Annotated in this window: 26 protein-coding genes; 11 read left to right on the forward strand and 15 right to left on the reverse strand. The window is 56.8% G+C overall.

What is annotated here, in order from left to right:
• Window positions 1-38: 38 nt before the first annotated feature.
• The 7 genes from ACL2XJ_RS08950 to aegA form a co-directional block, all read right to left on the reverse strand.
• Window positions 39-1,232 carry an MFS transporter gene (locus ACL2XJ_RS08950; protein ID WP_413726286.1) on the reverse strand — a complete coding sequence of 398 codons (1,194 nt, stop codon included), beginning with the start codon at window positions 1,230-1,232 and terminating at the stop codon, window positions 39-41.
• Between the two features lie 63 nt (window positions 1,233-1,295).
• Window positions 1,296-1,448, reverse strand: a complete 153-nt coding sequence (locus ACL2XJ_RS08955) for a hypothetical protein (protein ID WP_165934182.1) — start codon at window positions 1,446-1,448, stop codon at window positions 1,296-1,298.
• A 63-nt stretch (window positions 1,449-1,511) separates the two neighbouring features.
• A complete protein-coding gene (locus tag ACL2XJ_RS08960) occupies window positions 1,512-2,690 on the reverse strand; it encodes an MFS transporter (protein ID WP_413726287.1) in 1,179 nt (392 codons plus the stop codon).
• Between the two features lie 99 nt (window positions 2,691-2,789).
• Window positions 2,790-3,719 (reverse strand): LysR family transcriptional regulator, encoded by a 930-nt coding sequence (locus ACL2XJ_RS08965; protein ID WP_413726288.1) that lies wholly within the window; start codon window positions 3,717-3,719, stop codon window positions 2,790-2,792.
• A gap of 118 nt (window positions 3,720-3,837) precedes the next feature.
• Complete coding sequence (locus ACL2XJ_RS08970; protein ID WP_413726289.1) at window positions 3,838-5,118, reverse strand: acid phosphatase; 1,281 nt, start codon at window positions 5,116-5,118, stop codon at window positions 3,838-3,840.
• 339 nt (window positions 5,119-5,457) lie between these two features.
• Entirely contained in the window at window positions 5,458-6,834 is a 1,377-nt protein-coding gene (locus ACL2XJ_RS08975; RefSeq protein WP_413726290.1) for a hypothetical protein, read from the reverse strand.
• A gap of 211 nt (window positions 6,835-7,045) precedes the next feature.
• Complete coding sequence (gene aegA, locus ACL2XJ_RS08980) at window positions 7,046-9,058, reverse strand: formate-dependent uric acid utilization protein AegA (protein ID WP_413726291.1); 2,013 nt, start codon at window positions 9,056-9,058, stop codon at window positions 7,046-7,048.
• Between the two features lie 331 nt (window positions 9,059-9,389).
• Here aegA and ACL2XJ_RS08985 point away from each other — a divergent pair, with 331 nt between their 5' ends.
• Together ACL2XJ_RS08985 and ACL2XJ_RS08990 are read left to right on the forward strand one after the other, a co-directional pair.
• A complete protein-coding gene (locus tag ACL2XJ_RS08985) occupies window positions 9,390-10,364 on the forward strand; it encodes an alpha/beta hydrolase (RefSeq protein ID WP_413726292.1) in 975 nt (324 codons plus the stop codon).
• A gap of 162 nt (window positions 10,365-10,526) precedes the next feature.
• A complete protein-coding gene (locus tag ACL2XJ_RS08990) occupies window positions 10,527-11,759 on the forward strand; it encodes an MFS transporter (protein ID WP_413726293.1) in 1,233 nt (410 codons plus the stop codon).
• A gap of 192 nt (window positions 11,760-11,951) precedes the next feature.
• Here the strand turns inward: ACL2XJ_RS08990 and ACL2XJ_RS08995 are convergent, their stop codons facing one another.
• From ACL2XJ_RS08995 to ACL2XJ_RS09005, 3 genes are all read right to left on the reverse strand, one after another.
• Window positions 11,952-12,509, reverse strand: a complete 558-nt coding sequence (locus ACL2XJ_RS08995; protein ID WP_132923919.1) for a DcrB family lipoprotein — start codon at window positions 12,507-12,509, stop codon at window positions 11,952-11,954.
• 99 nt (window positions 12,510-12,608) lie between these two features.
• Window positions 12,609-13,043: a GNAT family N-acetyltransferase gene (locus ACL2XJ_RS09000; RefSeq protein WP_132923918.1), complete on the reverse strand. Its 435-nt coding sequence runs from the start codon at window positions 13,041-13,043 to the stop codon at window positions 12,609-12,611.
• A gap of 47 nt (window positions 13,044-13,090) precedes the next feature.
• On the reverse strand, window positions 13,091-13,756 hold the full coding sequence (locus ACL2XJ_RS09005) for a 7-cyano-7-deazaguanine/7-aminomethyl-7-deazaguanine transporter (protein WP_203524447.1): 666 nt from the start codon (window positions 13,754-13,756) through the stop codon (window positions 13,091-13,093).
• Between the two features lie 480 nt (window positions 13,757-14,236).
• Between ACL2XJ_RS09005 and tusA the strand changes: the two genes are divergently transcribed.
• On the forward strand, window positions 14,237-14,479 hold the full coding sequence (gene tusA / locus ACL2XJ_RS09010) for a sulfurtransferase TusA (protein ID WP_413726294.1): 243 nt from the start codon (window positions 14,237-14,239) through the stop codon (window positions 14,477-14,479).
• 2 nt (window positions 14,480-14,481) lie between these two features.
• Here tusA and ACL2XJ_RS09015 read toward each other — a convergent pair whose 3' ends face one another.
• Window positions 14,482-15,108 (reverse strand): lysoplasmalogenase, encoded by a 627-nt coding sequence (locus ACL2XJ_RS09015; RefSeq protein WP_132923915.1) that lies wholly within the window; start codon window positions 15,106-15,108, stop codon window positions 14,482-14,484.
• A gap of 218 nt (window positions 15,109-15,326) precedes the next feature.
• Between ACL2XJ_RS09015 and ACL2XJ_RS09020 the strand changes: the two genes are divergently transcribed.
• Window positions 15,327-15,653, forward strand: a complete 327-nt coding sequence (locus tag ACL2XJ_RS09020; protein WP_132923914.1) for a DUF1820 family protein — start codon at window positions 15,327-15,329, stop codon at window positions 15,651-15,653.
• Window positions 15,654-15,730: 77 nt separating this feature from the next.
• Here ACL2XJ_RS09020 and ACL2XJ_RS09025 read toward each other — a convergent pair whose 3' ends face one another.
• Window positions 15,731-15,997 carry a DUF1145 family protein gene (locus ACL2XJ_RS09025; protein ID WP_132923913.1) on the reverse strand — a complete coding sequence of 89 codons (267 nt, stop codon included), beginning with the start codon at window positions 15,995-15,997 and terminating at the stop codon, window positions 15,731-15,733.
• Window positions 15,987-16,592, reverse strand: a complete 606-nt coding sequence (gene rsmD / locus ACL2XJ_RS09030) for a 16S rRNA (guanine(966)-N(2))-methyltransferase (RefSeq protein ID WP_413726295.1) — start codon at window positions 16,590-16,592, stop codon at window positions 15,987-15,989. The genes ACL2XJ_RS09025 and rsmD overlap by 11 nt, the downstream gene beginning before the upstream one ends.
• Window positions 16,593-16,838: 246 nt before the next feature.
• On the opposite strand from rsmD, the gene ftsY reads away from it, so the two are divergent.
• The 4 genes from ftsY (at window position 16,839) to rpoH (ending at window position 20,935) form a co-directional block, all read left to right on the forward strand.
• Window positions 16,839-18,254, forward strand: coding sequence for a signal recognition particle-docking protein FtsY (ftsY, locus tag ACL2XJ_RS09035; RefSeq protein ID WP_413726296.1), 1,416 nt, complete (start codon window positions 16,839-16,841; stop codon window positions 18,252-18,254).
• Between the two features lie 5 nt (window positions 18,255-18,259).
• The gene (gene ftsE, locus ACL2XJ_RS09040; RefSeq protein WP_132923910.1) at window positions 18,260-18,928 is read left to right on the forward strand and encodes a cell division ATP-binding protein FtsE; all 669 of its coding nucleotides are present in this window, start codon (window positions 18,260-18,262) and stop codon (window positions 18,926-18,928) included.
• On the forward strand, window positions 18,918-19,898 hold the full coding sequence (ftsX, locus tag ACL2XJ_RS09045; RefSeq protein ID WP_132923909.1) for a permease-like cell division protein FtsX: 981 nt from the start codon (window positions 18,918-18,920) through the stop codon (window positions 19,896-19,898). The genes ftsE and ftsX overlap by 11 nt, the downstream gene beginning before the upstream one ends.
• A 179-nt stretch (window positions 19,899-20,077) precedes the next feature.
• A complete protein-coding gene (gene rpoH / locus ACL2XJ_RS09050; RefSeq protein ID WP_132923908.1) occupies window positions 20,078-20,935 on the forward strand; it encodes an RNA polymerase sigma factor RpoH in 858 nt (285 codons plus the stop codon).
• An 84-nt stretch (window positions 20,936-21,019) separates the two neighbouring features.
• Here the strand turns inward: rpoH and tkt are convergent, their stop codons facing one another.
• Window positions 21,020-22,996 carry a transketolase gene (tkt, locus tag ACL2XJ_RS09055; protein WP_413726873.1) on the reverse strand — a complete coding sequence of 659 codons (1,977 nt, stop codon included), beginning with the start codon at window positions 22,994-22,996 and terminating at the stop codon, window positions 21,020-21,022.
• 721 nt (window positions 22,997-23,717) lie between these two features.
• On the opposite strand from tkt, the gene ACL2XJ_RS09060 reads away from it, so the two are divergent.
• From ACL2XJ_RS09060 to ACL2XJ_RS09070, 3 genes are all read left to right on the forward strand, one after another.
• Window positions 23,718-24,098: a hypothetical protein gene (locus tag ACL2XJ_RS09060; protein ID WP_413726297.1), complete on the forward strand. Its 381-nt coding sequence runs from the start codon at window positions 23,718-23,720 to the stop codon at window positions 24,096-24,098.
• Between the two features lie 188 nt (window positions 24,099-24,286).
• Window positions 24,287-24,715 carry a RidA family protein gene (locus tag ACL2XJ_RS09065; protein WP_132923905.1) on the forward strand — a complete coding sequence of 143 codons (429 nt, stop codon included), beginning with the start codon at window positions 24,287-24,289 and terminating at the stop codon, window positions 24,713-24,715.
• 152 nt (window positions 24,716-24,867) lie between these two features.
• Window positions 24,868-25,560: a GntR family transcriptional regulator gene (locus tag ACL2XJ_RS09070; RefSeq protein ID WP_413726298.1), complete on the forward strand. Its 693-nt coding sequence runs from the start codon at window positions 24,868-24,870 to the stop codon at window positions 25,558-25,560.
• Between the two features lie 40 nt (window positions 25,561-25,600).
• On the opposite strand, the gene ACL2XJ_RS09075 is transcribed toward ACL2XJ_RS09070, so the two are convergent.
• On the reverse strand, window positions 25,601-26,824 hold the full coding sequence (locus ACL2XJ_RS09075; protein WP_203524439.1) for an aromatic ring-hydroxylating oxygenase subunit alpha: 1,224 nt from the start codon (window positions 26,822-26,824) through the stop codon (window positions 25,601-25,603).
• Between the last annotated feature and the right edge of the window lie 79 nt (window positions 26,825-26,903).

Consider the following 26,903-nt stretch of genomic DNA (forward strand, 5'->3'; position numbering starts at 1 on the left):
AAAGTGTTATTGCCGGGGGCGTCCCCGGCCTGATACGGTCACTCTGTAGCGGGTCGCTCGGAGGCGAAATAACATAATGCAATCGCCGGCAGTGCGATGCCCAGAAGAGAAGCAAGCCCCCACCCGCCCTGGGCATAGGCCCATCCCCCCAGGGCCGAGCCTATGGCGCCGCCGACAAAAAAGGTGGCCATATAGATGCCGTTCAGACGGCTTCGGTAGTGTTCTCCCAGAGCAAAAATGGCCCGCTGGCCAATCACCAGGTTCATGGTGACGCCAAAATCCAGCAGTATCGCCGCCAAGACCAGGATGCCCAGCTTCAGGTGAGAACCCGTATCGCCGATATGGGTAAGCAGAAACGCCGTGCCGGCGGCCAGCATGGCAAACAGCGTGGCGGGCTTGCTTAAACCGCGATCGGCAACGCGTCCGGCAATGGGTGCGGCGATGGCGCCGGCCACCCCGGCAAAGGCGAACAGCGCCACCCCCACCTGGGAAAGATGAAACTCCGGTCCGGTGAGGAGCAACGGCGTCACGGTCCAGAACAGGCTGAACGCGCCGAACAGGGCGGCGTGGTAAAGGGCGCGCCGCCGCAGGGTAAGATTATGCACCGCCAGGCTGCCGATAGAGGCCATCAGCGCGCGATAGCGTAGTCCCGGGGCCGGTCTGCGGACGGGTAAAACATATCCCAGCGTCAGCGTCAGCAGGATCATTACCAGGGTGGATATAATGAATACCATCCGCCACGACGACAAATGCGTGATCAGGCTCGATACCGGGCGGGCGAGCATGATGCCCAGCATCAGACCGCTCATCACGTCGCCCACCGCTTTGCCCCGCAGAGCGGGGGCGGAAAGATGCGCCGCATAGGGCACCAGTATTTGCACCGCCACTGAACCCAGCCCGATAAACACCGCGGCGGTCAAAAACAGGCTGACGGTATGGGCGAGTACCGCCGTCGCCAGGGCGGCAATACCCACGCCCATGACGCATAGCGTCAGCCCGCGGTTTTCGAACAGGTCACCCAGGGGCACGATCAAAAGCAGTCCCAGTCCATAGCCGATTTGCGTCATTGTCACGATAAGTCCGGCCGCCTGGGGCGATAGGCCAAGGGCGCGGCTGATTTCTCCGGCCAGGGGCTGGGCATAGTAGATATTGGCGACGATCAGGCCGCAGGCGGTGGCCAGGATCAGCGTCAGACGCCTGGATAAAGCCGGTGGTTGCGATGGTTGTGTCATGGGATCCCTTAAATGGGAATAACTATTCCCCAATAAAAAAGGGCCGATTTCTCAAGACGAAATCTACCCTACGACTTTAAGGGCCAGTTCAACCAGCCCAGGCATTTCTTCTTTGGCGCGTCCGGTTTTCCCCGGCACGCGCAAACCGAACCGTATGCATGACATCAGTTCCGCGTCGCTGCCGGCATAAATGCCGGCAGCGGTTTTTAATGCCATGGGCGGATTGTAGGTAATGAATGTTTCTCAATCAAATTAATCATTGGTAAATAACCATGGAATTTATTTTTTCGGCATGACGGCTGCCGCCGCCAGCAGCGTCAGCAGGATGGCGAGATAACCCACGCCTTGCCAGCCCTCCCGTTCCCAGGCCAGCATCGCGCACATGGAACCGAAAGTGCCGCCGAGAAACATCCCGCCCATAAACAGAGTATTCACCCGGCCTTTAGCCTCTTCGCGCAAACCGAAGATAATGTGTTGATTGGCCACCAGCGCGCTCTGCACCCCAAGGTCCAGCAATATTACGCCCACCGTTAAGCCGGTTAAGGATGTCCAGCCCACGAACAGCAGCCATGCCGCCAATACCAGCCCCACACCGCTCATGATTACCCGGCGGCCGCCAAGCTTGTCCGACAGCCTGCCGGCGGCGGGAGCGGCGAACACGCCCGCCGCGCCCACCACACCGAACAAACCGGCATATCCGGCGCCGAGGTGAAAGGCGGGCTGGGCCAGATAGAGCGCCAGTACGGTCCAAAAAGCGCTGAACGCGGCGAACAGCGCCCCTTGGGTCAGGGTTGCCTGGCGCAGGCGGGGTTCTTCACGCCACAGATGCACCAGGGAAGCCAACAGCGCGCCGTAGCCCAGGGCGGTTTGCGCCTGGGTTTTCGGCAGCATCCGGGCCATCAGCCAGGCGCCGAGCAGCGACAGGGGCACGCCCAGCATAAACATTCCCCGCCAGCCGACATAGACGGCTACCAGACCCGCCAGGGTTCTGCTCAGTAAAATGCCGCACAATAAACCGCTCATCACGCTGCCCACTACGGCGCCGCGACGGGCAGGTTCCGCCATGGAGGCCGCCAGCGGGACGATTTGCTGCGCCGCGGTGGCGCCGATGCCCAGCACCAGCGAAGCCGCCAACAGCACCCAGGCTGAAGGGGCAAACGCCGCCAGCAAGGACGCCAGCGCCAGAGTCAAAAACTGGGCCACTATCAATTTGCGCCTTTCCAGCAAATCCCCCAGCGGCACCAGTAGCAATAGCCCCGCCGCGTAACCCAACTGGGTGATGGTGGGTATAAGGCCGGTGGCGAACCGGCCGGGGAAACTGGCGGAAATGACCACCAGCATCGGCTGGTTGTAATAGATATTGGCGACCGCGATACCGCAGGCCGCCGCCATGGCGAAAATAAGCCAGGCGCCGAGCGCGTCGGTCTTTTCATTGGGTATTAACGTTGCGACAGACATCTTATTCCATCCATTCAGTGGCCGACTCCGGTCGGCGTTCGATGACGGAAGAATAAAGGATGTCCCGCCGGGCGGGTAGTGGGGGCAAAAAGATAGTATTTATTCCTGTTGAGAATAAAGTGGGTTCGCCATGGGCGACGAAGCGCCTTGAACCACTTCGGCGAGGTAGGCGACAAATGCCCGGGCCTTGGCGCTGGCCATGCGGCCGGTGGGAAAAACCGCCCATAGATCCATGGTGGGCAGATGCCAGTCGTTCAGCACCGGAACCACCAGGCCGGCGGCCAATTCCGGTGCGAACATCCATTCCGACGCCATGGCAAGCCCCAGACCCGACAGTACCAGGGTGCGGATGCCCTCCGCCGCGGATGCCCTCACCCGGCCCCGTCCATGGACGATGCGCTCCTCCCCATGGCGGCTGAAAACCCATTTGGAGCCGCCGCCGCCGCGCTGGGTATAGACTACCGCCTGATGGGCCACTAAATCCTCCGGTATCCGGGGTTCGCCGGCGCGGGCGAAATAGTCCGGCGTACCTAAAATCAGCAGGCGACAGGTAGCGAGGCGGCGGGCTATCAGGCTTGAATCCCGCAGATCGCCCAGCCGCAGCGCCACATCGATGCCTTCGGAAACAAGGTCGATATGGCGATCGTCCAGCACCACATCAATATAAAGGTCGGGATTGCGGGCCAGGAAGGCGCCCAGATGGGGCAGAATATGCAGGCGGGCAAAGGTGACCGGCGCGCAAATGCGCAGCCGGCCGGTTAATCCCGATCCCGAACCGCGGGCGGCCACCTCGGCTTCATTAATATCGTCCATGGCGCGTTTGGATCGCTGGTAATACTCCTCACCGGCCTCGGTGGGGGTCAGGCCGCGGGTAGAGCGAATCAATAGCCTGACGCCGAGCCGCTCTTCCAACTGGGCGACGGTTTTGGACACCGCCGGCTGGCCGAGATTCAAGCGCCGGGATGCCGCGGTAAACGATCCGCTTTCCACCACGCAAATGAATGTCTCCATCGCCGCCAGCCGGTCCATGGTATTCCTCCCGGGAATGATTAAATCACTCCCGGCAGTCTACCTTTCCGGCTGGGGAAGCGGAAGGGGAATGTGTTTCCCCTTTGTTTAAGTGCGGCAAAATAGTGCGGCCATAGCGTTAGCGGGCATGTCCCATCAGCGCCGCATCATGCAAATCCAGGCGTTGCCAGAAATTCTGCTCCCCTTCGCCGGCGGACAGCGGGTAGCCGTTCGGTATGGCGGTTTTAACCAGCAGGGCCCGGCGCTGAGCTGCCGAAAGGTTAGGCAACGGCCCTTCCAGTAACACTTCGGCGCCAGCGGGCACCTTGACGGCACTGGCCGGCGCGGCGCTATCCTTCGGCAAACCATAGGTCATGGTATAGCGATAGAACGAGGTCATGCCGCTGCCCAGATAAGGGTCGGCCTGGCCCTGGCTTTTGGCGCATTCGGCCAACGAGACGCCGCACTCTTTCTCCAGCGCGCCGCGCAACTGCTGTTTGGCTTCTTCAAACAGTGCGCGGTAGCGGGGGTCGTTAAGAAAATGGGCAACGTTGCGTTCAGCCACCATACGGGAACCGATGATATCCAGCGGATAATGCACCCCGAGCACGATACGGGAGTAGCCGTAGCGGGCGCCGCGATCCACCAGCGGTACGAAGCGTTCCGGGATCATCTCCCCCATCAGCAGGGCATCGGTGTAACCGGTATTGGTATGGCCGCTGGGGAAGGCGCCCTGGGTGGCTGTGTAAGGATGGTTATCCTGGACCACCATGTCATCCGGCACCAGATGAATTTCATTACCGGGCTGCAGGAAAGGGCGGGAATAATTGAAGTGGTCTTTGGCCGCGCCGGTGCTGATTTCCGAGGTTTTTATCAGCGCGGCGGCCTTGCCCATTTCGCCGTTTTGATAGGCGGCGAGGAAGGCTTTACCGAGCCGCGGACCGAGTGCATCGGCGATGAAAAACAGATAGTTCTGCCCTTCCGCATCCACCAGCGCCTGCTGCCGCTGTCCCTTGGTGGCGTCACGATTGATTTGGGTGACTATCGCCAAGCTGCGCTTTTGTACTTCCGGCGTTAACTGCGAAAAATCAGATAAAAGGGCGATGCCTGCCTGTTGATTTTGTTTAACGGCAAAATCATAGCCGGATTGGGTCAGCCACTTTTTATCCGCTTGCTTGGCGGTTTGCTTGGCTTTATCCAACTGCGGACGGGTCAGGGTTGCCGCGTCGCCTTGCAGAGATTTGCGCAACGCATCCTGCACGTGCTGATCCAGCTCCAGGTAGTCGGCGTTCAGGCTGTAGAACGAGGTGGTATCCACGATGGCGCTGATTTGGGCCGGATCCTCCGCATTCGGTCGCGCCCAGGCCGAGGAAATGAGCATCGCGGTAGCCGCGACGACGAAAGAATAGGTATGCCGCATGTCGAGTCCTTTTAGCTAATCGAGACAAAAGAAGGAAAACGTCACAACATCATTAAGCTAGGCCGCGTTTATGACAATTTAATGTCAACGATGCGGCGACAAACCGGCCGCTCAAACTCCACCTTGGCAAATGCGCTCTTCCTTTGACCCAGGCCCGATAGCGGTTTCGGCGCAACGTGCCTAAGCAGCTGATCTGCTTACCGCATCACCCTGGTCCGGCGGTACTGGCCGCCGGCCATGGCCTGATGGTTTCTATAAGGTTCAATCATTCGGAACGGCAATTCAGGAAATTAACGCTGCAACCCCATCCCTTATCATGTATGCAAATAAACTATTTAATTACGATCCGACTTTAACGGTATAAGTCTTTTTAAATTCAGATCCGCTTTGCAGCATGGTGCCATGAATGGCACCTGCTATGGTCACCCGGATATCGCCGGTTTCTTTTGGCGTTCCGAATATCCTGATTCTGCCATAATCTTTTGCCGTTACAGGCAGCACCGGCCCTTCATAGTCACTGGGAGCCCAAGACAGGCCAGAATCCGCGGGATATATTTCCGCAATAACTCTATTAGATATAGCCCCTCCTACAATAATCACATCCTCATAAGGCTGGCTGACCTTGGCATCCTTTAGAAAAGGATCGTCGGGAAGGACATGGGCTTTTATTGCGCATGACGTCAAAAGAACACAAGAAATTAAAATAATGAATTTTCTCATTTCATTCCATTGGCTTGAAAACCAATCCTCCAAACACGTGACGACCCAGTAGCCGTTACGTGCATAATCATTAAATATCCCCACATCATGCTGATTGATGTGGGATAAGCCGGTATTATCGAACACCTTTTGATATCCGGCTTTCTCAAACCACTGAGACAGCTTCCCCCAGGTGGTAATCCCGGCCGCCTTGTCATCCACGGCATCGTAACGCATAACATAGTTTTCCGAGTCCCTGAGCCCCGCCAGCGTCATCCAGTCCAGCCCGGAAATACGTAAAGAACCATCGCTACGGTAAAAGGACCCTTTAGGGTGACGGCAGCCCTCGCTGGGGACGATATTCAGATTGCCTATTTTTGTCCTGCCGTGGCGCCGGAGATCTCGCGCCGCCTGCGCATAGACATCAGGCCGATCCATTTGCAGGCAGTAAAAGAAAGCAGCGGAGCCACATAAGCTGGTATCCCCTTGGGTGGGGTAATCCATATGATGAAACCGAGAGAAAATCTGTTTTTCTATATCCTCCTGCTCAAACGGATCGCGAGGGTCGCCTATAGGGTATTCTTGCGCAACAAACGGTCTTTCAGGCTCAGAGATCGTGACAATATGGCCATTATTCCCTTCGTTTACCGGACGGGTTTGGCCGGTGGTTACAAAATAGCAGGGGTTTTCATGCTTGCTGGGAGAGAAGGCTTTACCGGTGGTGAATTCTTCGAGGCTGTACATCTGGGTAAATGGCTCCTCGACGACACAAATCGTTTTCAGCATGGTTTTCAGGTACAAAACCACTTTCATAATATAGATCACAGAAAGCGCGTCGCTGGTTTCCTGAGTAGTGTGCCTTTGTGTTTCGTAATTGTTGTTTAACGGCTGTTGTTTGACATCAAGAAGTGTGAATCTTTTTTTTTTCGAATCCAACCGGTAAATGCATAAATCATACAGCAAAGAGCTAGGGGGAATATTGGCATTGATTTTGGTGTATACCCTATAGGCTGGCATGGTTAATCCATAATATTATGCAGACTTATATTATCTGTCGTATCGAAAAAGTGCCATGCCGAAATATTAGGTAGAAAACCGGGTAAATAAAATATCGCTAAGTTAAACGAAACGCTTTTGATTATGTACTATTTATCCCCATGAAGCAGGGATAGACAGCGGTGCTTCGGCGGGGGGTAGGCGGCTAATCGGCTCGGTCGCCCCGTCATGGTTATAAATCCCTCAGGTAGCTGCCGATGCTCTGCGCCGCTTTGCGTCCTTCCGCGATGGCGGTGACGATCAGGTCCGCTCCGCGCACGATATCGCCGCCGGCGAATATTTTGGGGTTGCTGGTCTGCAGCGGATAACCCGACACCACCGGCGCCACTACCCGTCCCTGTTTATCCAGCGTCACGTTATGATCCGCCAGCCAGGACATGCGGTGCGGACGGAAACCAAACGCCAGCAGTACCGCATCGGCGCTAATTGTCTCCTCGGATCCGGCGATGGGCACCGCCTGCCGGCGGCCCGATCCATCCGGTTCGCCCATGGCGGTATGGATCATGGTAACGCCGGTGACCTGTCCCTGTTCATTAACCTCAAAGCGCAGGGGCTGGAGGTTGAACATGAATTCCGCCCCTTCCTCCCGGGCGTTTTTCACTTCCTTCTTCGAGCCGGGCATGTTTTTCTCATCGCGGCGATAGGCGCAGACAACCCGGGCGGCACCCTGTCGCAGCGAGGTGCGCACGCAGTCCATGGCGGTATCGCCGCCTCCCAACACCAGAACGGTTTTCTTTTCCATACTGGTAAAAGTGTGCTCATCGGTATTGGGATAGCCCATCAAATGGCGGGTATTGGCAATTAAAAAGGGCAGGGCGTCAAGCACGCCGGCGGAGTCTTCATGGTCCAGGCCGGAACGCATGGATTGATAGGTCCCCACCCCCAAAAACAACGCATCGAACTGTTCCAGTAATTGCTCCATGGTGATGTCCCGCCCGATTTCGGTATTCAACCGGAATTCCACGCCCATGGCGCTGAAAATTTCCCGCCGGCGGATCATGACGCTTTTGTCCAGCTTAAAGGCCGGAATGCCGAAGGTCAGCAGGCCGCCGATTTCGGGGTAACGGTCAAACACTACCGGCTGGATGCCGTTGCGCACCAGTATGTCGGCGCAGCCCAGCCCGGCGGGGCCGGCCCCGATTACCGCTACCCGTTTGCCGGTGGGCTTAACCTGCGTCATATCCGGCCGCCAACCCGCGGCGAGCGCCGTTTCAGTAATGTAGCGCTCGATATGGCCGATGGTCACCGCGCCCTGGCGTTCGTTAAGGGTGCATGACTGTTCGCAGAGGCGATCCTGCGGACAGACCCGACCACAGACTTCAGGCAGGCTACTGGTGCTATGGCTGAGCTCCGCCGCCTCAATGATGCGGCCCTGTCCGGCCAGCGCGATCCACTGCGCAATGGCGTTGTGCAGCGGACAGGTCCATTGGCAAAAGGTCTGTTCGCCGCAATGCAGGCAGCGCGCGGACTGTTCGCCGATCTGCGCCTCGGTAAACGGCCGGTAAATCTCGGCGAAGGTGGTTTTTCGCTGTTCAAGGGGAATTTTGCCCGCTTCCAGCCGGGCAGGACGCGGCGCATCGAGCAGATTTACCACCGGCAGCGGGCCGGGAACGGTAAACGATGGCGGCACAACGGTCCGGCGGTCCGGACCGAACAGATGGCCGGCGGGATCCCTGAGGGCGGCGGCCAGACGTTTTTGCTGCTGCCGTTCATTCATCTGCCGTTCATCCATGATGTGCAGCGCCCGTGTCGGGCAGGCGCGGACACAGGCCGGATCGTAGTTTTGATCGGCGCATAAATCGCATTTTTGCGCTTCGGTCCGTTGGTAGGACTCCGCCAGACGCCGGCTGGCGGGCTGCACGGTCTCGGTTACCACGGTTATCATGCCGAACGGACAGGCGATGACACAGCTTTTGCAACCGATGCAGAGCGCCTGACGCACCTGAATGGAATCATGGCTGCGGATAATGGCGTCGTTGGGACAGACGGCGGCGCAGGGGGCATCTTCGCAATGGCGGCAGGACACGGCAAAACTGGCGGCGGCGCCTTTCATTACCTGCAGCCGCGGCGTGAAGTATTCGCGTTTATCGGGGAAGAGGCCGCCGTGATGGCTGACGACACAGGCCACTTCGCAGCTGCGGCAGCCGATACAGGTTTCTGGTTCTGCGACGACAAATCTGTTCATGGTATTTTTCCTGCGGCGGGTATAGCCCCTCGCCGCATACATAATAGGAGAGTTCCGCCCGGAGCCGGGCAGCCAGGCGGCAAAATAACCTTACCTTTATAAAGGTTACTATTCCGCGAGCGCAATCCTTTTTTTACAATAAAACCGGGCGGCAGCGCCGGTTTGTGCAGGCTGCGGTAAACATTCCCCGCTTTTGGTGTAAATGCCCAACCCCGATGGGCGGGGTGGCAAAAGAGGCGCGCCTGCCTGCCGCCGCTTTTTCTGCGTGCCGGTGGTTTCGCGGCTATTCTTTTGCTTAGAACCCATCGATTTTTGTATGCAGGAGACGTGTATGAGTCACTCACCCATTGCCCCTGAACGGGCCGAAACCGACCGGCAGGTGGAAGCCTTTCTCAAATCACTTAACGCCGCCGATGCGCCGCCGGTTGAATCCTTATCGCCACAGGCTGCCCGTGAAGTGCTGATCCGGCTGCAAAAATCTGTTGGGGTCAATCTCGACGGCATTGACGAGTCCGAACAAATCATTGTGGTGGACGGCCAGGAGCTGAGCCTGAATATCGTCCGTCCCGCCGGGCATAACGAAGCGTTACCGGCCTTTATGTTTTTCCACGGCGGCGGCTGGGTAATGGGTGACTACTTCACCCATCAACGCCTGCTGCGGGATTTGGTGGTGGAAAGCGGCGCAGCGGGAGTATTTGTCAACTATACCCCTTCCCCGCAAGCGCAATATCCGACGGCGATCCAGCAGGCATATGGCGCTACGCGTTGGGTGGCGGAGCATGGCGCCGCCGTCAATATCGACGGATCCCGGCTGGCGGTGGCGGGCAACAGCGTAGGCGGCAATATGGCGACGGTGGTCAGCCTGATGGCAAAAGAGCACGGCCGGCCTTCCCTTAAGTATCAGGTCTTGTTCTGGCCGGTGACCAACGCGGATTTTGCTACCGAATCCTACCAGCGTTATCCGGAAGGCTATTTTCTGACCAAGGGCATGATGGAGTGGTTCTGGGATAATTACACCACCGACCCGGCGCAGCGGCGGGAAATCACCGCCTCGCCCCTGCAGGCGCTGCCGGAACAATTGGCCGGTTTGCCGCCGGCCCTGGTTCAGGTGGCGGAGTACGATGTACTGAAAGATGAAGGCATCGCATATGCGCGTAAACTTAACGAGGCGGGCGTGGATACCACCCTGACATGCTATTACGGTTTGATCCATGATTTCGGCCTGCTCAATCCCTTGCAGCAGGTGCCGGGAGTGCGCAGCGCGCTGCTGCAGGCCGCGGCACAGCTGAAAGAACATCTGTTTTAACGCCTTGCGCAAGAAATAAGGGCCATGCAGGAGCACAAAAAGTGCGCTTTTGGGCAAATGCCCGGTGATTCTGGCATCCCCACGATGAATTGATCGTTACCATTCGTTATAGTTATTAACTATTTGTTCACAGGGCGGCTTCGGTGAGACCGCCCCTTTTGTATGAGTATGATGATGGCCATGCGTGGTACCTCTCCCCAGCCGGCCGCCAGCGGATGGCGTCTCAACCTGAAAATAATGTCCGTCGTTGTCTTTAATTTTGTTAATTATCTGACTATCGGACTGCCATTGGCGGTGTTACCCGGCTATGTGCATAACCATATGGGCTATAGCGCCTTTTGGGCCGGACTGGTCATCAGCCTGCAATATCTTGCTACCTTGATAAGCCGTCCCTGGGCCGGCCGGTATGCCGACCGGGTCGGGCCAAAACGCATTGTCGTGCTGGGATTGGGCGGCTGTCTGTTAAGCGGCGTAGGCTATCTGCTGTCATTACTTATGGATTCCTGGCCGGTAACGGCCCTGCTTTTCCTGTGCGCCGGACGCATCATTCTCGGTATCGGGCAGAGCTTTGTCGGTACCGGCGCCACCCTGTGGGGCGTGGGCTCGGTGGGATCTATGCATATCGGCCGGGTGATTTCCTGGAACGGCGTGGCCAGCTACGGCGCGCTGGCGGTTGGGGCGCCGCTGGGGGTCTGGCTGCACGCCATCGGCGGCCTGGGACTGCTGTCGGCATTTATCATCCTGGTGGCCGGCCTTGCCATCGCGGCGGCCATACCGCGTCCCAAGGTGAAAACCGTCGCCGGTAAACAAATCCCGTTCAGTGCGGTAGTTGGGATTATCTGGCGTTATGGCCTGGTTTTGGCCTTTGCCTCCTGCGGTTTCGGCGTTATTGCGACTTTCATCACCTTGTTTTATGCCGACAAGGACTGGAGCGGGGCGGCTTTTGCCCTTACGCTGTTCAGCGTGGCGTTTGTCGGTACCCGGCTGTTTTTCCCCAACAGTATTAATCGCTTCGGCGGCCTGCGGGTATCCATGGGCTGCTTTACCGTGGAAGCGCTGGGCCTGTTGCTGGTGTGGCAGGCCCCTTTGCCCTGGCTGGCGGGTGCGGGGGCATTGCTTACCGGGGCGGGATTTTCCCTGGTGTTCCCTGCGCTGGGGGTGGTGGCGATGAAAGAGGTGCCGCCGCAAAATCAGGGCAGCGCCCTGGCCACCTTCACGGCGTTTATGGATTTATCCCTGGGGATTGTCGGCCCCTTGGCGGGGGTGCTGATGGCCCACGCCGGCGTTTCGTCGATTTATCTCGCCGCCGCGGTTCTGGTGATAATCGCCTTGTTAATGACTCTGTCGCTTCAGCGTCGCGTTTTACGGCACCGGGCTTCCGGCCAGGAAGGCTGAAGGGCACGGGCTTGATACCGGAACATTTCGCGGTATGGGCCTGCCGGGGCGGGAGATTGCATTCCGGAGACGCATTATACTCTCGCGTTAAGCGCTGCGGACAGCCGCCGGGATAGCGCCGGCGACGCATGATTTACCGACGGCATTACGGCCCCTCGTCGCCGCGAGCCGTGGTCGCCGAGGGTAGCGGGGTTATTTGATGGTGATGGTATTCAGTATGGTTTGGGCGTCGCTTTGGGCTTTTTGCTGATTGCCGGCCGGCAGCGTGACTTGCATGGTCAACAAATGATTGTCCACCTTGCCGAAGACCACCGAGGAATAGGCCGGCTTGCCGCCGCTGGAAACGATGCTGTCCAGCTGTTGCAGGGGCGCTCCGTTAACGGTGATGGCTTTGTTGGTCACCACCTGCAGGTCCGGGTCCCGGGCGCGCTGCTGCTCTTCCATCCGCTGCGCCAACTGCTCCAGGCTTTCGGGGGTATCGTCGCCAAGAATCACGATAACCGCCTTATGGCCGGATTCATCAGCGTAAACGTGCATATTATTGGCCTGAGTGCCCACTTTACCGCTTTGATCGGTAATATCAGACGGCAAAGCAAAGGCCAGCTTGCCTCCCAGCAGATTCACCTTGTTGGTCGTCTGGGTCTGGGCCGCGCTGTTGCCGGCGGTGGCGTTTTGATCATTTTTATTATCACAAGCCGCCAGACCGATAACCAGCATGCCGATACCCACATACTTCGCTACATTCCGCATATATTTCCTCAATGACTCCATTTTCTCAGCCGGTAGGTCGGCATTTAGTCTGATAGCCCGTACGAATTATTCAGGGTATGAAAAGTCATTAACACTGAGTCAAAGGCTTTTTGCCAGCCATACCAAATTTTCCTCTTCATCATCCTGCGCGTCCACTCGCGTCAACCGATAATGATTTGTTATGAGAAACAATAGCATCCCTTTGAAGCGGTTGCGTGTTTTTACAGTAATCTTACTATAACCCCGCGCTCGGGCCCACTCCTCCTGTGCCGTCCATAGGGCGCTGGCGTAACCCCGGCGGCGGTACTCGGGTGATACACCCCCCAGCCAGCTGCAAAATAGCATACTGTCCAGCGCATAACCGGCGATAAACCCCGCGGGACGACCGTCCGCTTCCGCCATCAGCAGATGATGCGGCTGGTTTTGCAGCCGCATTTCGATTTCCAGCAGGGTATGCCGCGTATCAAACTCGGGTAACTGAGCATAGAGCAGATGAATTTCTTTCGCACTGGCGGTGCGCAAGAAGACAGTCATGGCAATCTCCCGATAGCGAGTACGCCAAGAATAGACCAATCCGGACGTTAACTCAGTTGGAGAAATCCGGTTTCCGGCTGTTGCCTTAATTTCTTTAACAGCAGATTGAGCAACACCCCGTACATCGGCAAAAAGAAAAGCAAACTTATCAGTAGTTTAAAAGTATAGTCTACGATGGCTATTTCCACCCAATGGGTTGCCATAAAAGCATCGGTGCTGTGATAAAAAGCGATAAAAAAGAACGCCAGCGTATCGCTGAGATTGCCCAATACCGTTGATGCCGACGGCGCCACCCACCAGCGCCGGCCTTGGCGCAGGCGGTTAAATACATGGACATCAAGAATTTGGCCCAAAGCGTACGCCATGAAACTGGCGCAGGCGATGCGCGCCACGAACAGGTTGAATACGCCCAGGGCGCCAAACCCTTGGCACCGGCCCAGGAAGAATAGCGATGAGACGCCATAGGACACCAGCAGCGCCGGGACCATGACCGCCAGTATTATCCGGCGGGCCAGCGGCGCGCCAAAAATTCGTACCGTCAGGTCGGTGGCCAGAAAAATAAAGGGAAAGGTAAAGGCGCCCCAAGTGGTATGGAAACCCAGAATGGTCACCGGCAGTTGCACCAGGTAGTTACTCGAGGTAATGACAATGATATGAAACAAGGCAAGCCAGAACAGCGCGCGCAGACGCTGCCGGGGAGTAAATTCAAACATATTGCGGCCTTTTTTAGCTATGGGGTGAGGGAACCCAAAACAACCAGCGCGCCATTTTTGTTACGCGGCGCGCATCCTATCAGGTTATGCTGCTATCCGTTTATACTGATAACGCAGCCGCAGAGTTTATCATTGAACCCGCTGAAGCTTGCAACGGAATTTCACCGAGGTAAACTTCACGTGTGCGGGTGAAAGCGGAATCAGGCATAGCGCTCGGGCTTAGCTGCTCAACGGAAGGCGAGCGCCCCATGCTGCGGTAGGCCCGCTATCACCGAACGTGCAACGAGCTCGTTAAAGGGAGAGCGTGACGATGGGGTCGAAGCGGGCGTGGTTTTACCGCCCGCCGGAGCGCCCCATGGCGCGCTAGGCCCGCTATCACCGAACGTGCAACGAGCCTGTTAAAGGGAGAGCATGCCGCTGGGCGACAATATCCCCCTACGCTGTTCCTTTTATTTAGATACTGAATGCGGAAACATCTTTATGTCAGATCCATTCGCCGAAGCCGACCGTACCCTTGATGCCCAGGGGCTGCGATGTCCCGAACCGGTCATGCTGGTACGCAAAACCGTCCGCGACATGGATACCGGACAAACCCTGCTGATCATTGCCGACGATCCGGCCACCACCCGCGACATCCCCGGTTTTTGCCGCTATATGGAGCATACCCTGGTGGCGCAGACAATCGATCGTCCGCCCTACCGTTACCTGCTGCGCAAAGGGTAATATCAGACGTACAGCGAGCGAACGATCAAAAAGTGACCGGCGAAATAACCGGCTGCGATCACCGCCCTGGCCGCCCCGAACGGATAGCGGTAATGGCTGACCAGCCATACCACGGTAGCCAGCAGCAGCAGCGCGGTGCCGGCCAGCAATGAAAACCCATGGTCGTTGCTGCGGGCAAAATACTGCTCTCCCGCCACCCAAACCATCAGCAGTGTCATCGCGATATAGGTGCAAACCGGCCAGCGCAGCTCCTCAAGACGAGACCATATCACCGCTATCAACACCGCGCCAACGATCAACAATGCCGCCGGCAGCGGCCAGAAAACGGTAAAGGTCATCTGGCTGGCGAAACCGACGGTATAAAGCAGATGCGAGAGGAAATACGCGCCGATGACATACATCATCCGTTCCCTTGGCAAAAGCAGCAAGGTATCGGCCACCATGGTCGCCAGCAAACCAAGAATGATCAGATAACCGGTGGCGGTGATGACCGGCGCCTGGCATGCCAGGGCCAACAGCAGCAAAAGGGTGACCGGCCTGAATAACCAGCGCTGCCAGACCGGGCCGCGATAGGCGGCATCAACAAAAAGCCAGCCCGACAGCACAACCGCGATAAATGACCAGAGCATTTTTTTTCCTTATAGATGTGCAGAGCTAATAATCCATGAAACAGCGAAATCAAAAGTTGGAATTCGGGTGCCGATCTTCGCTCCAACGTAGGGATCGGTATATGTTTAAGCAAGATTAAGCAAGGAAGATGCGTCGCGACTGCGCTTCATGCTATGTTAGCGCCAGATTTTTTATATGCAAAATGCATTAACCCAGAATTTAGGGAGATAGCCGGGTTATGAGCAGCGAACAACCCCTATATCGGATTCAATTTATCAACAATGGCAAAAACTATCAGCTTTTTGTCCGTGAGCTTATCCAGAGCGCCATGTTCGGCTTTATTGAAATCGGTGATTTTGTTTTTTACAGTCATAGCACCGTGCTGGTGGATCCGTCCGAGGAGAAGCTGAAAACCGAATTCGAAGGCGTCACCCGCAGTTATATTCCGCTTCATGCCGTGATTCGTATTGATGTGGTGACCGAAAAAGGCAGCGCGCGAATTTCCGAACTGGGCGACAATGTCACGGTATTACCCTATTTTCCGGGTAAAAGCCCCAGAACATGAACCGTTCGCCGCGACACTTCTGAGCGCGCGGCGCCCCTGCGCGAAAGCCCTGCGTTTGACAAGCATTTGCGTATAACTCAGGGCCGCCGCAATTTTTTCTGCCAGGCCAGCATCTCGAATATGCCGAAAAGAAACATCCTGATCTGAAAGAGGATCGTGAATTTGGGCTCGTTTTTCGTCAGGGAGATCTTGAGCAGCAGCAGTTGCAAAACATGCATCAGCACCATGAATATCAGGGCAACATCAAAAAAATATTTCAGCGGCCTGGGGAAGGGCTGGATCACGTTCAGAATCAAAAAACACCAGACCAGCACCATCATTAAACGACCGAGATTAATCCACATCGTTGTGCTCCTGTGGTATGCCTTGACGGACAAATAGCCGGTATGCCACCTGGCCTGCGGATTTTTCGCGATGCAGGCGCCAGTTGGCGGGTATCGCCGGCGTACCGGTTTCCGTCTCTGTTTCGATATAAATCCAGGCGTCCGGCGACAGCCAGTGATGTTGTTCCAGTAATTGCGCCGTCTGTTCGATAAGCCCCTTGCGAAACGGCGGATCGAGGAAAACCACATCGTAGGGTTCTCCAGGCTGCGCCAGCCAGCGCAGGCTGTCGGTTACCACCACCTGTCCGTTGCCGGCCCCCAGCAGCCGCAGGTTTTTATCCAGCTGCGCCGCCACGGCCCGATCCTGTTCCAGCAGCGTGGCCGCCGCCGCATGGCGGGACAGCGCCTCCAGACCCAATGCGCCGCTGCCGGCGAAACAATCCAGGCAACGGGAGTCCTGCACCTTCGGCGCCAGCCAATTGAACAAGGTTTCCCGCACCCGGTCCGTGGTGGGGCGCAGGCCGGGGCTGTCGGGAACCGGCAATTTACGTCCGCGCCATTGACCGCCGATCAGACGTATTTGCCCGGCGGGACGGGAGGGGGGATTTTTCGCCATATGCGCCTTGTGGTCACTCAAACGGTTGATAAGCCGTATCAGGGGATATTCTACCGGCCCGATGGCCCGGGGGGAATGTTAATTCGTCACAGTTCGCCAATAGAGCTGAAAAGCCGAGCCTTACGTGTTGGGGCACGGGGAAAAGTGATAAACTATCAGGTTAATCAGTCACGTTATACCCAATAGCTTCAAAGATGACGGGTATATTCATCCGCCATGATTATCAGGCGAGGAGTCTAGTCGCAAATGGCAAAAGATAAAAAACGCGGTTTCTTGTCCTGGTTAGGCCTCAAGCGCCCGGATGAGGAACAGGAAAACCCCCGGCCGGCGTCGGGGGAAGCTGATGACCGGGCCGTTGAGCAAAACGCGGATACCGTAGCGAAGCAGGTTGCGCCCGTGGCCGGTGAATCTGACGCCGTGCGCACCGCCAAGGATATCGTCGACGTCACCGAGCGGGTGGCGCAAGAGCAGGCCGCGGTCACGCCGGCTGCCGATGGCGGCCGCAATACGGCGCCTGCGGCAGAAACGGCGTCCCCCTCTCCGGTGCCCCGTGATGCCTCCGCCTTGGACGGTGTCCTCCCTCCGGCGGACGAGCGCCCCGTCCAACGCGATGAGGCCGCATTGACGCTGGCGGAGGATGTCCGCCCCGACCGGGATCTCGCGCCGGCGGACGAATGGGAACCGGAACCTTTGGGCGCCGTTATGGCTGAGCCGCCGGTTACCGAGCAGGCGCGCCCGACCCGCGAAGGTCTTTTTGCCCGTCTCAAACGGGGGCTGCTTAAAACCAAACAAAATCTCGGATCCGGATTTATCGGATTGTTCCGCGGTAAAAAAATAGACGATGATTTGTTCGACGAGCTGGAAGAGCAATTGCTGATTGCCGACGTGGGGGTGGAAACCACGCGCAAAATCATCTCCAGCCTGGTTGAACATGCCGATCGCAGCCATCTGAAAGACGCGGATGCGTTGTACGGCAAGCTCAAAGAGGAAATGGCCGCTATACTGGCCAAGGTCAGCCAGCCTTTGCAGGTGGGCGGCAAAACCCCGTTCGTTATTTTGATGGTGGGAGTGAACGGCGTCGGTAAAACCACCACTATCGGCAAATTGGCGCGCCAGTACCAAGCGGAAGGCAAAACCGTTATGCTGGCGGCCGGCGACACCTTCCGGGCGGCGGCGGTGGAGCAACTGCAAATCTGGGGCCAGCGCAATCAAATCCCAGTGGTGGCGCAGCATACCGGCGCCGATTCCGCATCGGTGATTTTTGATGCCATCCAGGCGGCCAAGGCCCGCGGCATCGATGTCCTGATTGCCGACACCGCCGGCCGATTGCAGAACAAAAGCCATCTTATGGATGAGCTGAAGAAGATTGTCCGCGTCATGAAAAAGCTGGACGCGGACGCCCCCCACGAGGTTATGCTGACCCTGGACGCCAGCACCGGCCAGAACGCCGTCAGCCAGGCGAGACTCTTTAATGAAACGGTGCCGTTAACCGGGATTACGCTGACGAAACTGGACGGCACCGCCAAGGGCGGGGTTATTTTTGCCGTAGCCGATCAGTTCGGCATCCCGATTCGTTATATCGGTGTCGGGGAAGGCATCGAAGATTTGCGGCCCTTTAACGCCGATGATTTTATAGAGGCACTATTTGCCCGAGAGGATTAACTAGGATGATTCGCTTTGAACACGTCAGCAAAGCTTATCTCGGCGGACGGCAGGCACTGCAAAGTGTCAATTTCCACCTTCGTCCGGCCGAGATGGCCTTTTTGACGGGCCATTCGGGAGCGGGTAAGAGTACCTTGCTCAAACTGATTTGCGGTATTGAACGGCCTAGCGCGGGTCATATCTTTTTTGACGGTCACGATATCAGCCGCTTGAGAAATGGCGAAGTGCCCTTCTTGCGTCGCCAGATCGGCATGATCTTCCAGGATCATCATTTGCTGCTGGACAGAACCATTTACGACAACGTGGCGATGCCGTTGATTATCTCGGGAGCGAGCACCGAGGATATCAGGCGCCGGGTGTCGGCGGCGCTGGACAAGGTCGGCTTGCTGGATAAAGCGCGTAACTATCCCATCCAATTGTCCGGTGGCGAACAGCAGCGGGTGGGCATTGCCCGCGCCGTGGTGAACAAGCCCGCGGTTCTGCTGGCGGATGAGCCCACCGGCAATCTTGACGACGCACTGTCGGAGGATATTTTGCGGCTGTTCGAAGAATTCAACCGGGTAGGCGTGACGGTACTGATGGCCACCCACGACCTGGCGCTGATCGCTCGGCGGCGGTATCGTATCATGTCGCTGAATCAGGGAAGAATGGGCGGGGGCGTTGATGGCGAATAAACTTAACCGGCCGCAGACCGCGAGCGGCGCCAAAGCGGCCAAGAGCAAGGCTCTGCGGGGCGGCTGGCGCGAACAGTGGGCTTATGCCTGGAGCAATGCCTTCGGAGATATGCGGCGCCAGCCGTTAGCAACTCTCCTAACCGTTACCGTTATTGCCATATCGTTGACATTGCCCAGCATATGTTATCTGGTATGGAAAAACGTCAGCCAGGCGGCGGCGCAGTGGTATCCAAGCCCGCAGCTCACCGTCTATCTGGATAAAACCCTGGATGATGATGCGGCCCTCAAGGTCATGAATCGCCTGAAGCAGGAAGCCGGAGTGGATAAGGTGAATTACCTTTCCAAAGAAGAGGCGATGGGGGAATTCCGTAACTGGTCGGGCTTTGGCGGCGCGCTGGATATGCTGGAGCAGAATCCGCTGCCGGCGGTGGCCATCATCACGCCGAAGCTGGATTTCCAAAGCGCCGACACCCTTAAAACGCTGCGGGATCGGGTCGCGGCGGTGCCTGGGGTGGATGAGGTGCGAATGGACGACAGCTGGTTCGCCCGGCTGGCGGCCCTGACCGATTTGGTGGGACAGGTCGCGGCCACCATCGGCGTGTTGATGATCGTTGCGGTATTCCTGGTTATCGGCAACAGCATCCGTCTGAGCATCTTCAGCCGCCGTGACACCATCAACGTAATGAAGCTGCTGGGGGCCACCGATGGGTTTATCCTGCGGCCGTTTCTCAACGGCGGGGCTTTGCTGGGGCTGGGCGGCGCCATTGTTTCGCTGATCCTGTCGGAAGCCCTGGTATGGCGGCTGCAATCCGTGGTGGAGAAGGTGGCCTCGGTGTTCGGCACCACCTTTGCCCTGCACGGGCTTGACTGGTCGGAGATTCTGCTGCTATTACTGATTTCCACCATGATTGGCTGGCTGGCGGCCTGGCTGGCGACGGTGCAACATTTACGTCGTTTTACACCCCAATGATGTTTTTTTGTTATAATCGGACAACGATATTACAACCGCACAAGCTGATCTATGTTACGTTTTAACTTGAACTAATATGCTGCGAGTGGGTCTTAATATCGGCTGTTGATACAAAAGTTGCCCGTAAAACAACGGCCGCTTGATGTGACAGCATATGAGAATTTAGCGAGAGGACTTGAATGATTAAAGATATGCAAGCTTTAGCCCTGGTTCCCCAAGGCAGTCTGGAAGCCTACATCCGGGCAGCCAATGCCTATCCTATGCTTACGGCGGAGGAAGAGCGGTCTTTGGCTGAACAACTGCATTATCAGGGCGATTTGGAGGCGGCCAAGCGGCTTATCCTGTCTCACCTGCGCTTTGTCGTCCATATCGCGCGTAATTATTCCGGTTATGGTCTGCCGCAGGCGGATTTAATCCAGGAAGGCAATATCGGCCTCATGAAAGCGGTGCGCCGCTTCAATCCTGAAGTAGGGGTCCGGCTGGTTTCTTTCGCCGTGCACTGGATTAAAGCTGAAATTCACGAATACGTTCTGCGCAACTGGCGCATCGTGAAGGTGGCCACCACCAAGGCCCAGCGCAAGCTGTTCTTCAATTTGCGCAAAACCAAACAGCGCCTGGGCTGGTTTAATCAGGCCGAAGTCGAGATGGTGGCGCAAGAACTCGGCGTCACCAGTAAAGACGTGCGTGAAATGGAATCGCGCATGGCGGCTCAGGACATGACCTTTGATCCGACCCCGGATGAAGATGTCCGCGAGGGGCAATCCATGGCCCCGATGCTCTATTTGCAGGATAAGTCTTCCGATTTCGCCGACGGCATTGAAGAAGACAACTGGGATGATCATGCGGCGGACAAGCTCGGCCTGGCGCTGGAAGGCCTGGATGAGCGCAGCCAGCATATTATCCGCGCCAGATGGCTGGATGACGACAACAAGACCACGCTGCAGGAACTGGCGGATAAATACGGCGTTTCTGCGGAACGCGTGCGCCAGCTGGAAAAAAACGCCATGAAAAAAATGCGGATGGCGATAGAGTCGTAATTTGCAAGGCCTGTCCTGACCGGGCAGTTTGTCAATAAGCTCAGGCCCCCTCATTGCCGAGGGCGGCCTTTTTGCTTTGGGTGGTTAACCCTTGACGCCGGCTACCACCTCGCGGGCGGTGCGCACGATGGCATCGGTCGTGATATCGAACTTGGCGTACACGTCTTGAATCTTGCCCGATTCGCCGAAGTCGTGCATGCCGACGAATTTGCCTTCAAAGCCGATGTACCTTTCCCAGCCCAGTTCAACCGCCGCCTCGATGGCGACTCTGGCCGCCGTATCCCCTAATACCGATTTTTGGTATTGGCGATCCTGCTCTTCAAAAAGCAGCCGGCACGGCATGGAGACCACGGCGGTGGGCACGCCTTCTTTTTGCATTATTTCCCGCGCCTCAACGGCAAGATGCAGTTCCGAGCCCGTTGCTATCAGGGTCAGCTGACGGGGTCCGCCCTGGGCCTCCAGCAGAACGTAGGCGCCCCGGGCCGATTTGTTTTCGGTCCCGGCTTCTTTTCGCAACAACGGCATGGGCTGCCGGGACAGCGCGATAAGGGCGGCGCGGCGCGGCTGCTCCAGGATCAGTTCCCAACATTCGGCGGTTTCCACCGGATCCCCCGGCCGGTATACGCCCAGATGGGGAATCGCCCTAAGCGCCGCCAGATGCTCAACGGGCTGATGCGTCGGTCCGTCTTCCCCCAGCCCGATGGAATCATGGGTCATGACAAAAATTGTGCGTATACGCATCATCGCCGCCAGCCGGATGGCCGGTCGGCAATAGTCGGAGAAGCAAAGAAACGTGCCGCCGTAGGGGATTAAACCGCCATGCAGCGCCAAACCGTTCATGGCCGCGGCCATGCCGTGCTCGCGCACGCCGTAATGGATATACGAGCCATCATAGTGACCGGGGGTGATCTCCACCTGATTTTTCGCTTTGGTATTGTTTGACGGCGTCAGATCCGCCGACCCTCCCAGCATTTCCGGTATCGCATCGAACAGATGATTAAGCACGGCACCGCTGGCTTGGCGGGTGGCCATGTCGGCTCCGCTTTTGATGAATTCTTCACGCGCGGCGGCGATGGCGGCTTTCCAGTTTACCGGCAGCTCACCGCGGGTGCGGCGTTCGAACTCCCTGCGCAGATCCTCAGGCGTATTTTTCACGCGTTCCGCCCAGGCCATCCGGGCGGTCCGGCCTTTTTCGCCGATGGCGCGCCACTCTTTTAACAACTCCTCCGGGATCACGAACGGCGGTGAATCCCAGCCGAGGATTTTACGGGCGCCGGCGATTTCTTCCTCGCCGGGAGCATCGCTATGGGCTTTCTGGGTCCCGGCCTTGGTAGGGAAGCCAAAACCGATGATGGTCTTGCAGGCAATCAAGGTGGGTTGATCTTCTATCCCACGAGCCGTGGTGATGGCGTTGCGGATGGCGTCGGTATCATGGCCGTCGATTTCCAATACGTACCAGCCTGACGCGCGGAAACGTTCAATCTCATTGTCAGAGACCGACAGGCTGGTGGCGCCGTCAATGGAGATGGAGTTGTTATCCCAAAACGCAATAAGGCGGCCTAGCTTGAGGTGGCCCGCCAGGGAGATAGCCTCCTGGCTGATCCCCTCCATCAAACAGCCGTCACCGAGAAAAACGTAAGTGTAGTGGTTAACCAGGTCATCGCCGAAGGTTGCATTCATGATGCGTTCGCCCAGCGCCATGCCGACCGATTCCGCAATGCCCTGGCCCAGCGGCCCGGTGGTCAGCTCAATCCCATCCGCATGCCGGTATTCAGGATGGCCCGGCGTCTTGCTCCCTACCTGGCGGAAACGCTCCAGTTCCTCTATCGGCATGTCCGCATAACCCGTCAAATACAACAGGCTATAGAGCAGCATCGATCCGTGGCCGTTGGAGAGCACGAAGCGGTCGCGGTCCAGCCAGTGCGGGTCCGCGGCATCGAACTGCATGAATTCTTTGAACAGGACGGTGGCGATGTCGGCCATACCCATGGGCGCGCCGGGATGGCCGCTTTTCGCCTTTTGTACAGCATCCATGGAAAGAAACCGGATACAGTCCGCCATATCGCGAAGGTGCCGGTCACGAGGCGCCGGTACGCTTTTCGGCGCTGTTGGTGTTCCGGAAGGTTGTTCTGTCATCGTTATACCCTCTTATGTCATTGACGTTTAGCGTTCATCATCGAGTAAATGGGTAAGCGCAAGGCGTAAGACAACGGCATCCTGACCGGTGGAGCGACGGCATCCCATCCAGCGGAGATTAGGCCGAGCGGACCGTCTATCGTTTTGCTCGGCATTGGCCCCATGTGCTGCCCGCAAGTTACTACGACGATCAACAGCTTAGTGGGAAAGGTATTGATACCACGGCATCTGATGGTTCTCTGTTCTACATAATAGCGTAAGACGTCGGTTCACGCCGCTCTTCGGTCATCACCTGGCGGCTTTCGGGACGGTGACTTCCCTTTTGCGACGAACGGAGCCGGCATCGGTAGTCTTTTTGGTTATCAATAAAATAAAGATGCGGCTTCCCATACGCCTTTACCGCAATAATATTAATTGTTATTTTTGCCTGTTACCGAAGGAATATATAGCAGTGAAGGAAAAATATATTAATTTTCATAAAATGATTATTGTTAATATTTTAATTTTTTCATTGTAAGCGTGAACGGTATCTATCAATAACAACGCTGTCTCAAGGAGCGTAATAATGGACTATAGGGGCTATCTACATTCTTATTATCAGCCATATGTATTACCTGTTTACCCGCGGCCGGGTCAATATAATACAATGAATATGCCGTTATATTACTACCCGGTCATGGGCAGTCACTTCGTCCCGCTGCAGCGAGTGATGATGCCGTTAATCAATGTCGGTTATGCTTTACCCGGAGAATATGCCGCCAGGGCTGTACCGGAGTATATTCCCGCGGTGAATTGCATGCCGGGTATACGTGAAAGGCTCAGGGCCGCCGGGCAGGCCGCGCCGTTATTGCACTGTCCCTGCCTTAGTCAACGCCCGTCCCCCGTCGCCGCTCCGTTTAATACCGCCAGGGTATCCCGCGCCGTCTCCCGTCCGGTTGAGCATTCTCCCCCTCAACGGGCGCGGGCTCCTGGCTCCGCCCGTGGAGGACGAAATCCCGCATTGCCGTTAACCCGCCACAACGTCTAACAATGGGAGGGGGCGAATCCTGCGCCGGCAAATCCCAGTGGTGCGTGGCTGGTGAAAAAATGAATCACCGGTTAGCCATGGCGAAAGGGGGCGGGTGAAGTCCGGCGGAAATCACATTGCATACATTATACAAAAATGAGATATTGTATAAAATAATTGCCTATTAATGTGATTAAAAGAGGATTTCAATGAACACCGCCCCGGTCTATCTCAATCCCGAAGGCGCCTGCCCGGCGCAAGGACTCTATTCCCACGCGACGCGGGTGAGCACCGGCACGATGTATTATCTGGCCGGTCAGCTCTCCGTGGCGGAGGATGGCGGCGTTGCCGGGAAGGGAGACTTCGCCGCTCAGTTTATCCAGGTGTTCGCCAATCTTGAGGCGGTGCTGAAGGGCTTGGGTCTGGGCTGGCGGGATATCGTCAAATTCACCACCTTTATGGTGCACTCACAGCATATTGAATTGTTTATGCGGCTGCGCGCCGAGCACTTTCCCCGTTTTTTTTCCGGCGATCTGTTTCCCCCCAATACCTTGCTGGTGGTGAACCGGCTGGTGAAAGAGGACTTTTTGCTTGAAGTGGAGGCCATTGCCTGCAAAAGCGCTGAAGATTTACGGTGAGATTGAAATAATTCCCGGCGGACAGGAAAGGCATGGAATAGTACACTGTTGCAATTGGCGGGGCCGATAAACAGCGATATTCCGGATGCCGCGGTGCGATAGCTCCGGGCTGGGGCGGCCTATGACAAATGAATTGATGACGGAATAACAACATGCCCTCAGTGATGCTCGCCGGCGGGTCCGCAATGCCGGAGCCGATGTCGTTGCCGGAAATAGTCTACCGAAAACTGCGTGATGCGATTCTCAACGGCGTCTATGCCCCCGGCGCCATGCTGCGCCAGGAAGAAGTGGCCGCCCAGTTGGGCGTCAGCCGCAATCCGCTGCGGGAGGCGCTGCCCCGTTTGGAGTCCGAGGGCATCGTGGTGCTGTATCCCCGGCGCGGTTATGCGGTGGTGAAACTGGATCCCACAGAAATATGCAATGTGTTTGATTTGCGTATTTTATTGGAAACGGACCTGGTGGCCCGCTCCATCGTGCTGAAAACCAAGGCCGATGAGCAGCGGGTCCAATCCATTCTCGACGACATGGCGCTGCTGGCGGAGCAGGCGGAAGCCGCCGACAGAACCCGCTGGTTCGATTTGAACCTGCGCTTTCATGACGCCATGCTGCTGCCGGCCCGCTGTCCGCACCATATGAAAGCGCTGGCCCAGTCGCGAGGTGCGCTGGAGGCCTATATACGCGCCGAGGTCCGGTTGACGGGGGATCTTAACCAGGCCCAAAGGGAACATGCCGAACTGACCCTGGCGTTTGTCTCCGGCGATAAGGACCGGCTGATCCGGCTGATCCGGGAACATTCCGAACATACCCGCGATCGACTGCTGCGCGGGCTGCCACGCTGGCAATAGACGTCCCCGAAGAAAGGGACTCATCGTCCCCCTTCCTGATTCAGCTCGCCTTCTTAAGATGACGGCTATAGGTTTCATACAGCCAGCGGTTGAATTCCGGCAGGATTTTTTCCAGATGGGAATAGCGGCCGCGGGGGGCGAAGCGGGATTTAAAGGCCTTCTGCATGGTCATATTGGTCTCTTCATCCTGCTCGCCGAAGGTTTCCGTTGAGGAAATCTGTACTTTGCGCATCCAGTCAAAATTGGGCAGTTCGGTGGTTTCCTTCGGATAGTAGAAGTTAATCAATAGATCGATGGAACCCACCGAACGGGGAAACACCCGGAAGGTGAACGCCTGGTCCGGCAGCAGACAGAAGAACAGCGTGGGGGGAACCGAGGAAAAAATCGTTCGGCGCCGCTCTTCGTCGGTAAGATCCTTTAGAATCGGGAACTGCGCTTTCTGGCTCGGGTTAAAGGCCGCATCCTGGCGCATACCTTCAAAGTAGGTGGAGTGGGTTAAGTAATTTTCACCCTCCTGCCAGTCGTCCCATTCGGAGAAACGGGCGTTTTCCGCCGGGGCTATTTCATGGAATCCCTTGTGCACATAGGAGGTGTGATAGGGTTCCAGGCCGTTTTCCAGCGTGATTTTCCAGTTCCAGGGATAATTCTGGTGCGCCAGGGTCGGCATCACCTGCATGTCGGCGAAATTATAGTGCCGCAGCTCTTCGTCGGCTTTCGCCAGGGTCGGCGCCAGCGGCGCGGCGTTCATATCGAAGTTGGCGAAAATAAAGCCGTGGAACAGCTCCATCTTGAGCTCCGGCAGCGCGGTATCTTCACGCTGCTGGGTAATGGGAATGGTCATGCCCATTTCCGGCGCCGCGCGCAGTTTACCGTCCAGGCGATAGGACCAGGCATGGTAAGGGCAGCTGAAGGTGACGCAGTTACCGGTTTTTTCCTCCGCGCAGTCACGTATCAGCGGATGGCCGCGATGCTGGCAGATGGCGGACAACACCTTGATGGAGCCGTCGTTTTGCCGTACCACCAGCAGCGGTTCGTCGATGATTTCAACGGTGAAATAATCTCCCGGATTGGGAATCTGGTTTTGATGGCCCAAAGCCAGCCAGCTTTTGGAAAAAACCGCCTGCTTTTCGAATTCGAAAAACGCCTCTGAGGTATAGAATTCACTTGGCAGCGAACGTGCCTGGGTGAAATCTTTAATGGACGCTTCCATCATTTTGAGCAGTTCATCGATATTCACATCTGATTGAGTTTGTTTAATGCCCACAGCTACCTCCGGCAATAATGAGTTGTCATGAGTGACATCGGGATGGGTTGTTGGTAAATGCTGCAACCCCACAGCGAAT

This window comes from Sodalis sp. RH16 (assembly GCF_047324245.1).
In the GTDB taxonomy this organism is placed as follows: domain Bacteria; phylum Pseudomonadota; class Gammaproteobacteria; order Enterobacterales; family Enterobacteriaceae; genus Acerihabitans; species Acerihabitans ligni.

What these genes read in the sequence shown, in the direction of transcription:
- ACL2XJ_RS08950 (WP_413726286.1), bottom strand. Translation starts at nt 1,232, where the DNA reads ATGACACAACCATCGCAACCACCGGCTTTATCCAGGCGTCTGACGCTG.
- ACL2XJ_RS08955 (WP_165934182.1), bottom strand. Translation starts at nt 1,448, where the DNA reads ATGGCATTAAAAACCGCTGCCGGCATTTATGCCGGCAGCGACGCGGAA.
- ACL2XJ_RS08960 (WP_413726287.1), bottom strand. Translation starts at nt 2,690, where the DNA reads ATGTCTGTCGCAACGTTAATACCCAATGAAAAGACCGACGCGCTCGGC.
- ACL2XJ_RS08965 (WP_413726288.1), bottom strand. Translation starts at nt 3,719, where the DNA reads ATGGACCGGCTGGCGGCGATGGAGACATTCATTTGCGTGGTGGAAAGC.
- ACL2XJ_RS08970 (WP_413726289.1), bottom strand. Translation starts at nt 5,118, where the DNA reads ATGCGGCATACCTATTCTTTCGTCGTCGCGGCTACCGCGATGCTCATT.
- ACL2XJ_RS08975 (WP_413726290.1), bottom strand. Translation starts at nt 6,834, where the DNA reads ATGCCAGCCTATAGGGTATACACCAAAATCAATGCCAATATTCCCCCT.
- aegA (WP_413726291.1), bottom strand. Translation starts at nt 9,058, where the DNA reads ATGAACAGATTTGTCGTCGCAGAACCAGAAACCTGTATCGGCTGCCGC.
- ACL2XJ_RS08985 (WP_413726292.1), top strand. Translation starts at nt 9,390, where the DNA reads ATGAGTCACTCACCCATTGCCCCTGAACGGGCCGAAACCGACCGGCAG.
- ACL2XJ_RS08990 (WP_413726293.1), top strand. Translation starts at nt 10,527, where the DNA reads ATGAGTATGATGATGGCCATGCGTGGTACCTCTCCCCAGCCGGCCGCC.
- ACL2XJ_RS08995 (WP_132923919.1), bottom strand. Translation starts at nt 12,509, where the DNA reads ATGCGGAATGTAGCGAAGTATGTGGGTATCGGCATGCTGGTTATCGGT.
- ACL2XJ_RS09000 (WP_132923918.1), bottom strand. Translation starts at nt 13,043, where the DNA reads ATGACTGTCTTCTTGCGCACCGCCAGTGCGAAAGAAATTCATCTGCTC.
- ACL2XJ_RS09005 (WP_203524447.1), bottom strand. Translation starts at nt 13,756, where the DNA reads ATGTTTGAATTTACTCCCCGGCAGCGTCTGCGCGCGCTGTTCTGGCTT.
- tusA (WP_413726294.1), top strand. Translation starts at nt 14,237, where the DNA reads ATGTCAGATCCATTCGCCGAAGCCGACCGTACCCTTGATGCCCAGGGG.
- ACL2XJ_RS09015 (WP_132923915.1), bottom strand. Translation starts at nt 15,108, where the DNA reads ATGCTCTGGTCATTTATCGCGGTTGTGCTGTCGGGCTGGCTTTTTGTT.
- ACL2XJ_RS09020 (WP_132923914.1), top strand. Translation starts at nt 15,327, where the DNA reads ATGAGCAGCGAACAACCCCTATATCGGATTCAATTTATCAACAATGGC.
- ACL2XJ_RS09025 (WP_132923913.1), bottom strand. Translation starts at nt 15,997, where the DNA reads ATGTGGATTAATCTCGGTCGTTTAATGATGGTGCTGGTCTGGTGTTTT.
- rsmD (WP_413726295.1), bottom strand. Translation starts at nt 16,592, where the DNA reads ATGGCGAAAAATCCCCCCTCCCGTCCCGCCGGGCAAATACGTCTGATC.
- ftsY (WP_413726296.1), top strand. Translation starts at nt 16,839, where the DNA reads ATGGCAAAAGATAAAAAACGCGGTTTCTTGTCCTGGTTAGGCCTCAAG.
- ftsE (WP_132923910.1), top strand. Translation starts at nt 18,260, where the DNA reads ATGATTCGCTTTGAACACGTCAGCAAAGCTTATCTCGGCGGACGGCAG.
- ftsX (WP_132923909.1), top strand. Translation starts at nt 18,918, where the DNA reads ATGGCGAATAAACTTAACCGGCCGCAGACCGCGAGCGGCGCCAAAGCG.
- rpoH (WP_132923908.1), top strand. Translation starts at nt 20,078, where the DNA reads ATGATTAAAGATATGCAAGCTTTAGCCCTGGTTCCCCAAGGCAGTCTG.
- tkt (WP_413726873.1), bottom strand. Translation starts at nt 22,996, where the DNA reads ATGGCGGACTGTATCCGGTTTCTTTCCATGGATGCTGTACAAAAGGCG.
- ACL2XJ_RS09060 (WP_413726297.1), top strand. Translation starts at nt 23,718, where the DNA reads ATGAATATGCCGTTATATTACTACCCGGTCATGGGCAGTCACTTCGTC.
- ACL2XJ_RS09065 (WP_132923905.1), top strand. Translation starts at nt 24,287, where the DNA reads ATGAACACCGCCCCGGTCTATCTCAATCCCGAAGGCGCCTGCCCGGCG.
- ACL2XJ_RS09070 (WP_413726298.1), top strand. Translation starts at nt 24,868, where the DNA reads ATGCCCTCAGTGATGCTCGCCGGCGGGTCCGCAATGCCGGAGCCGATG.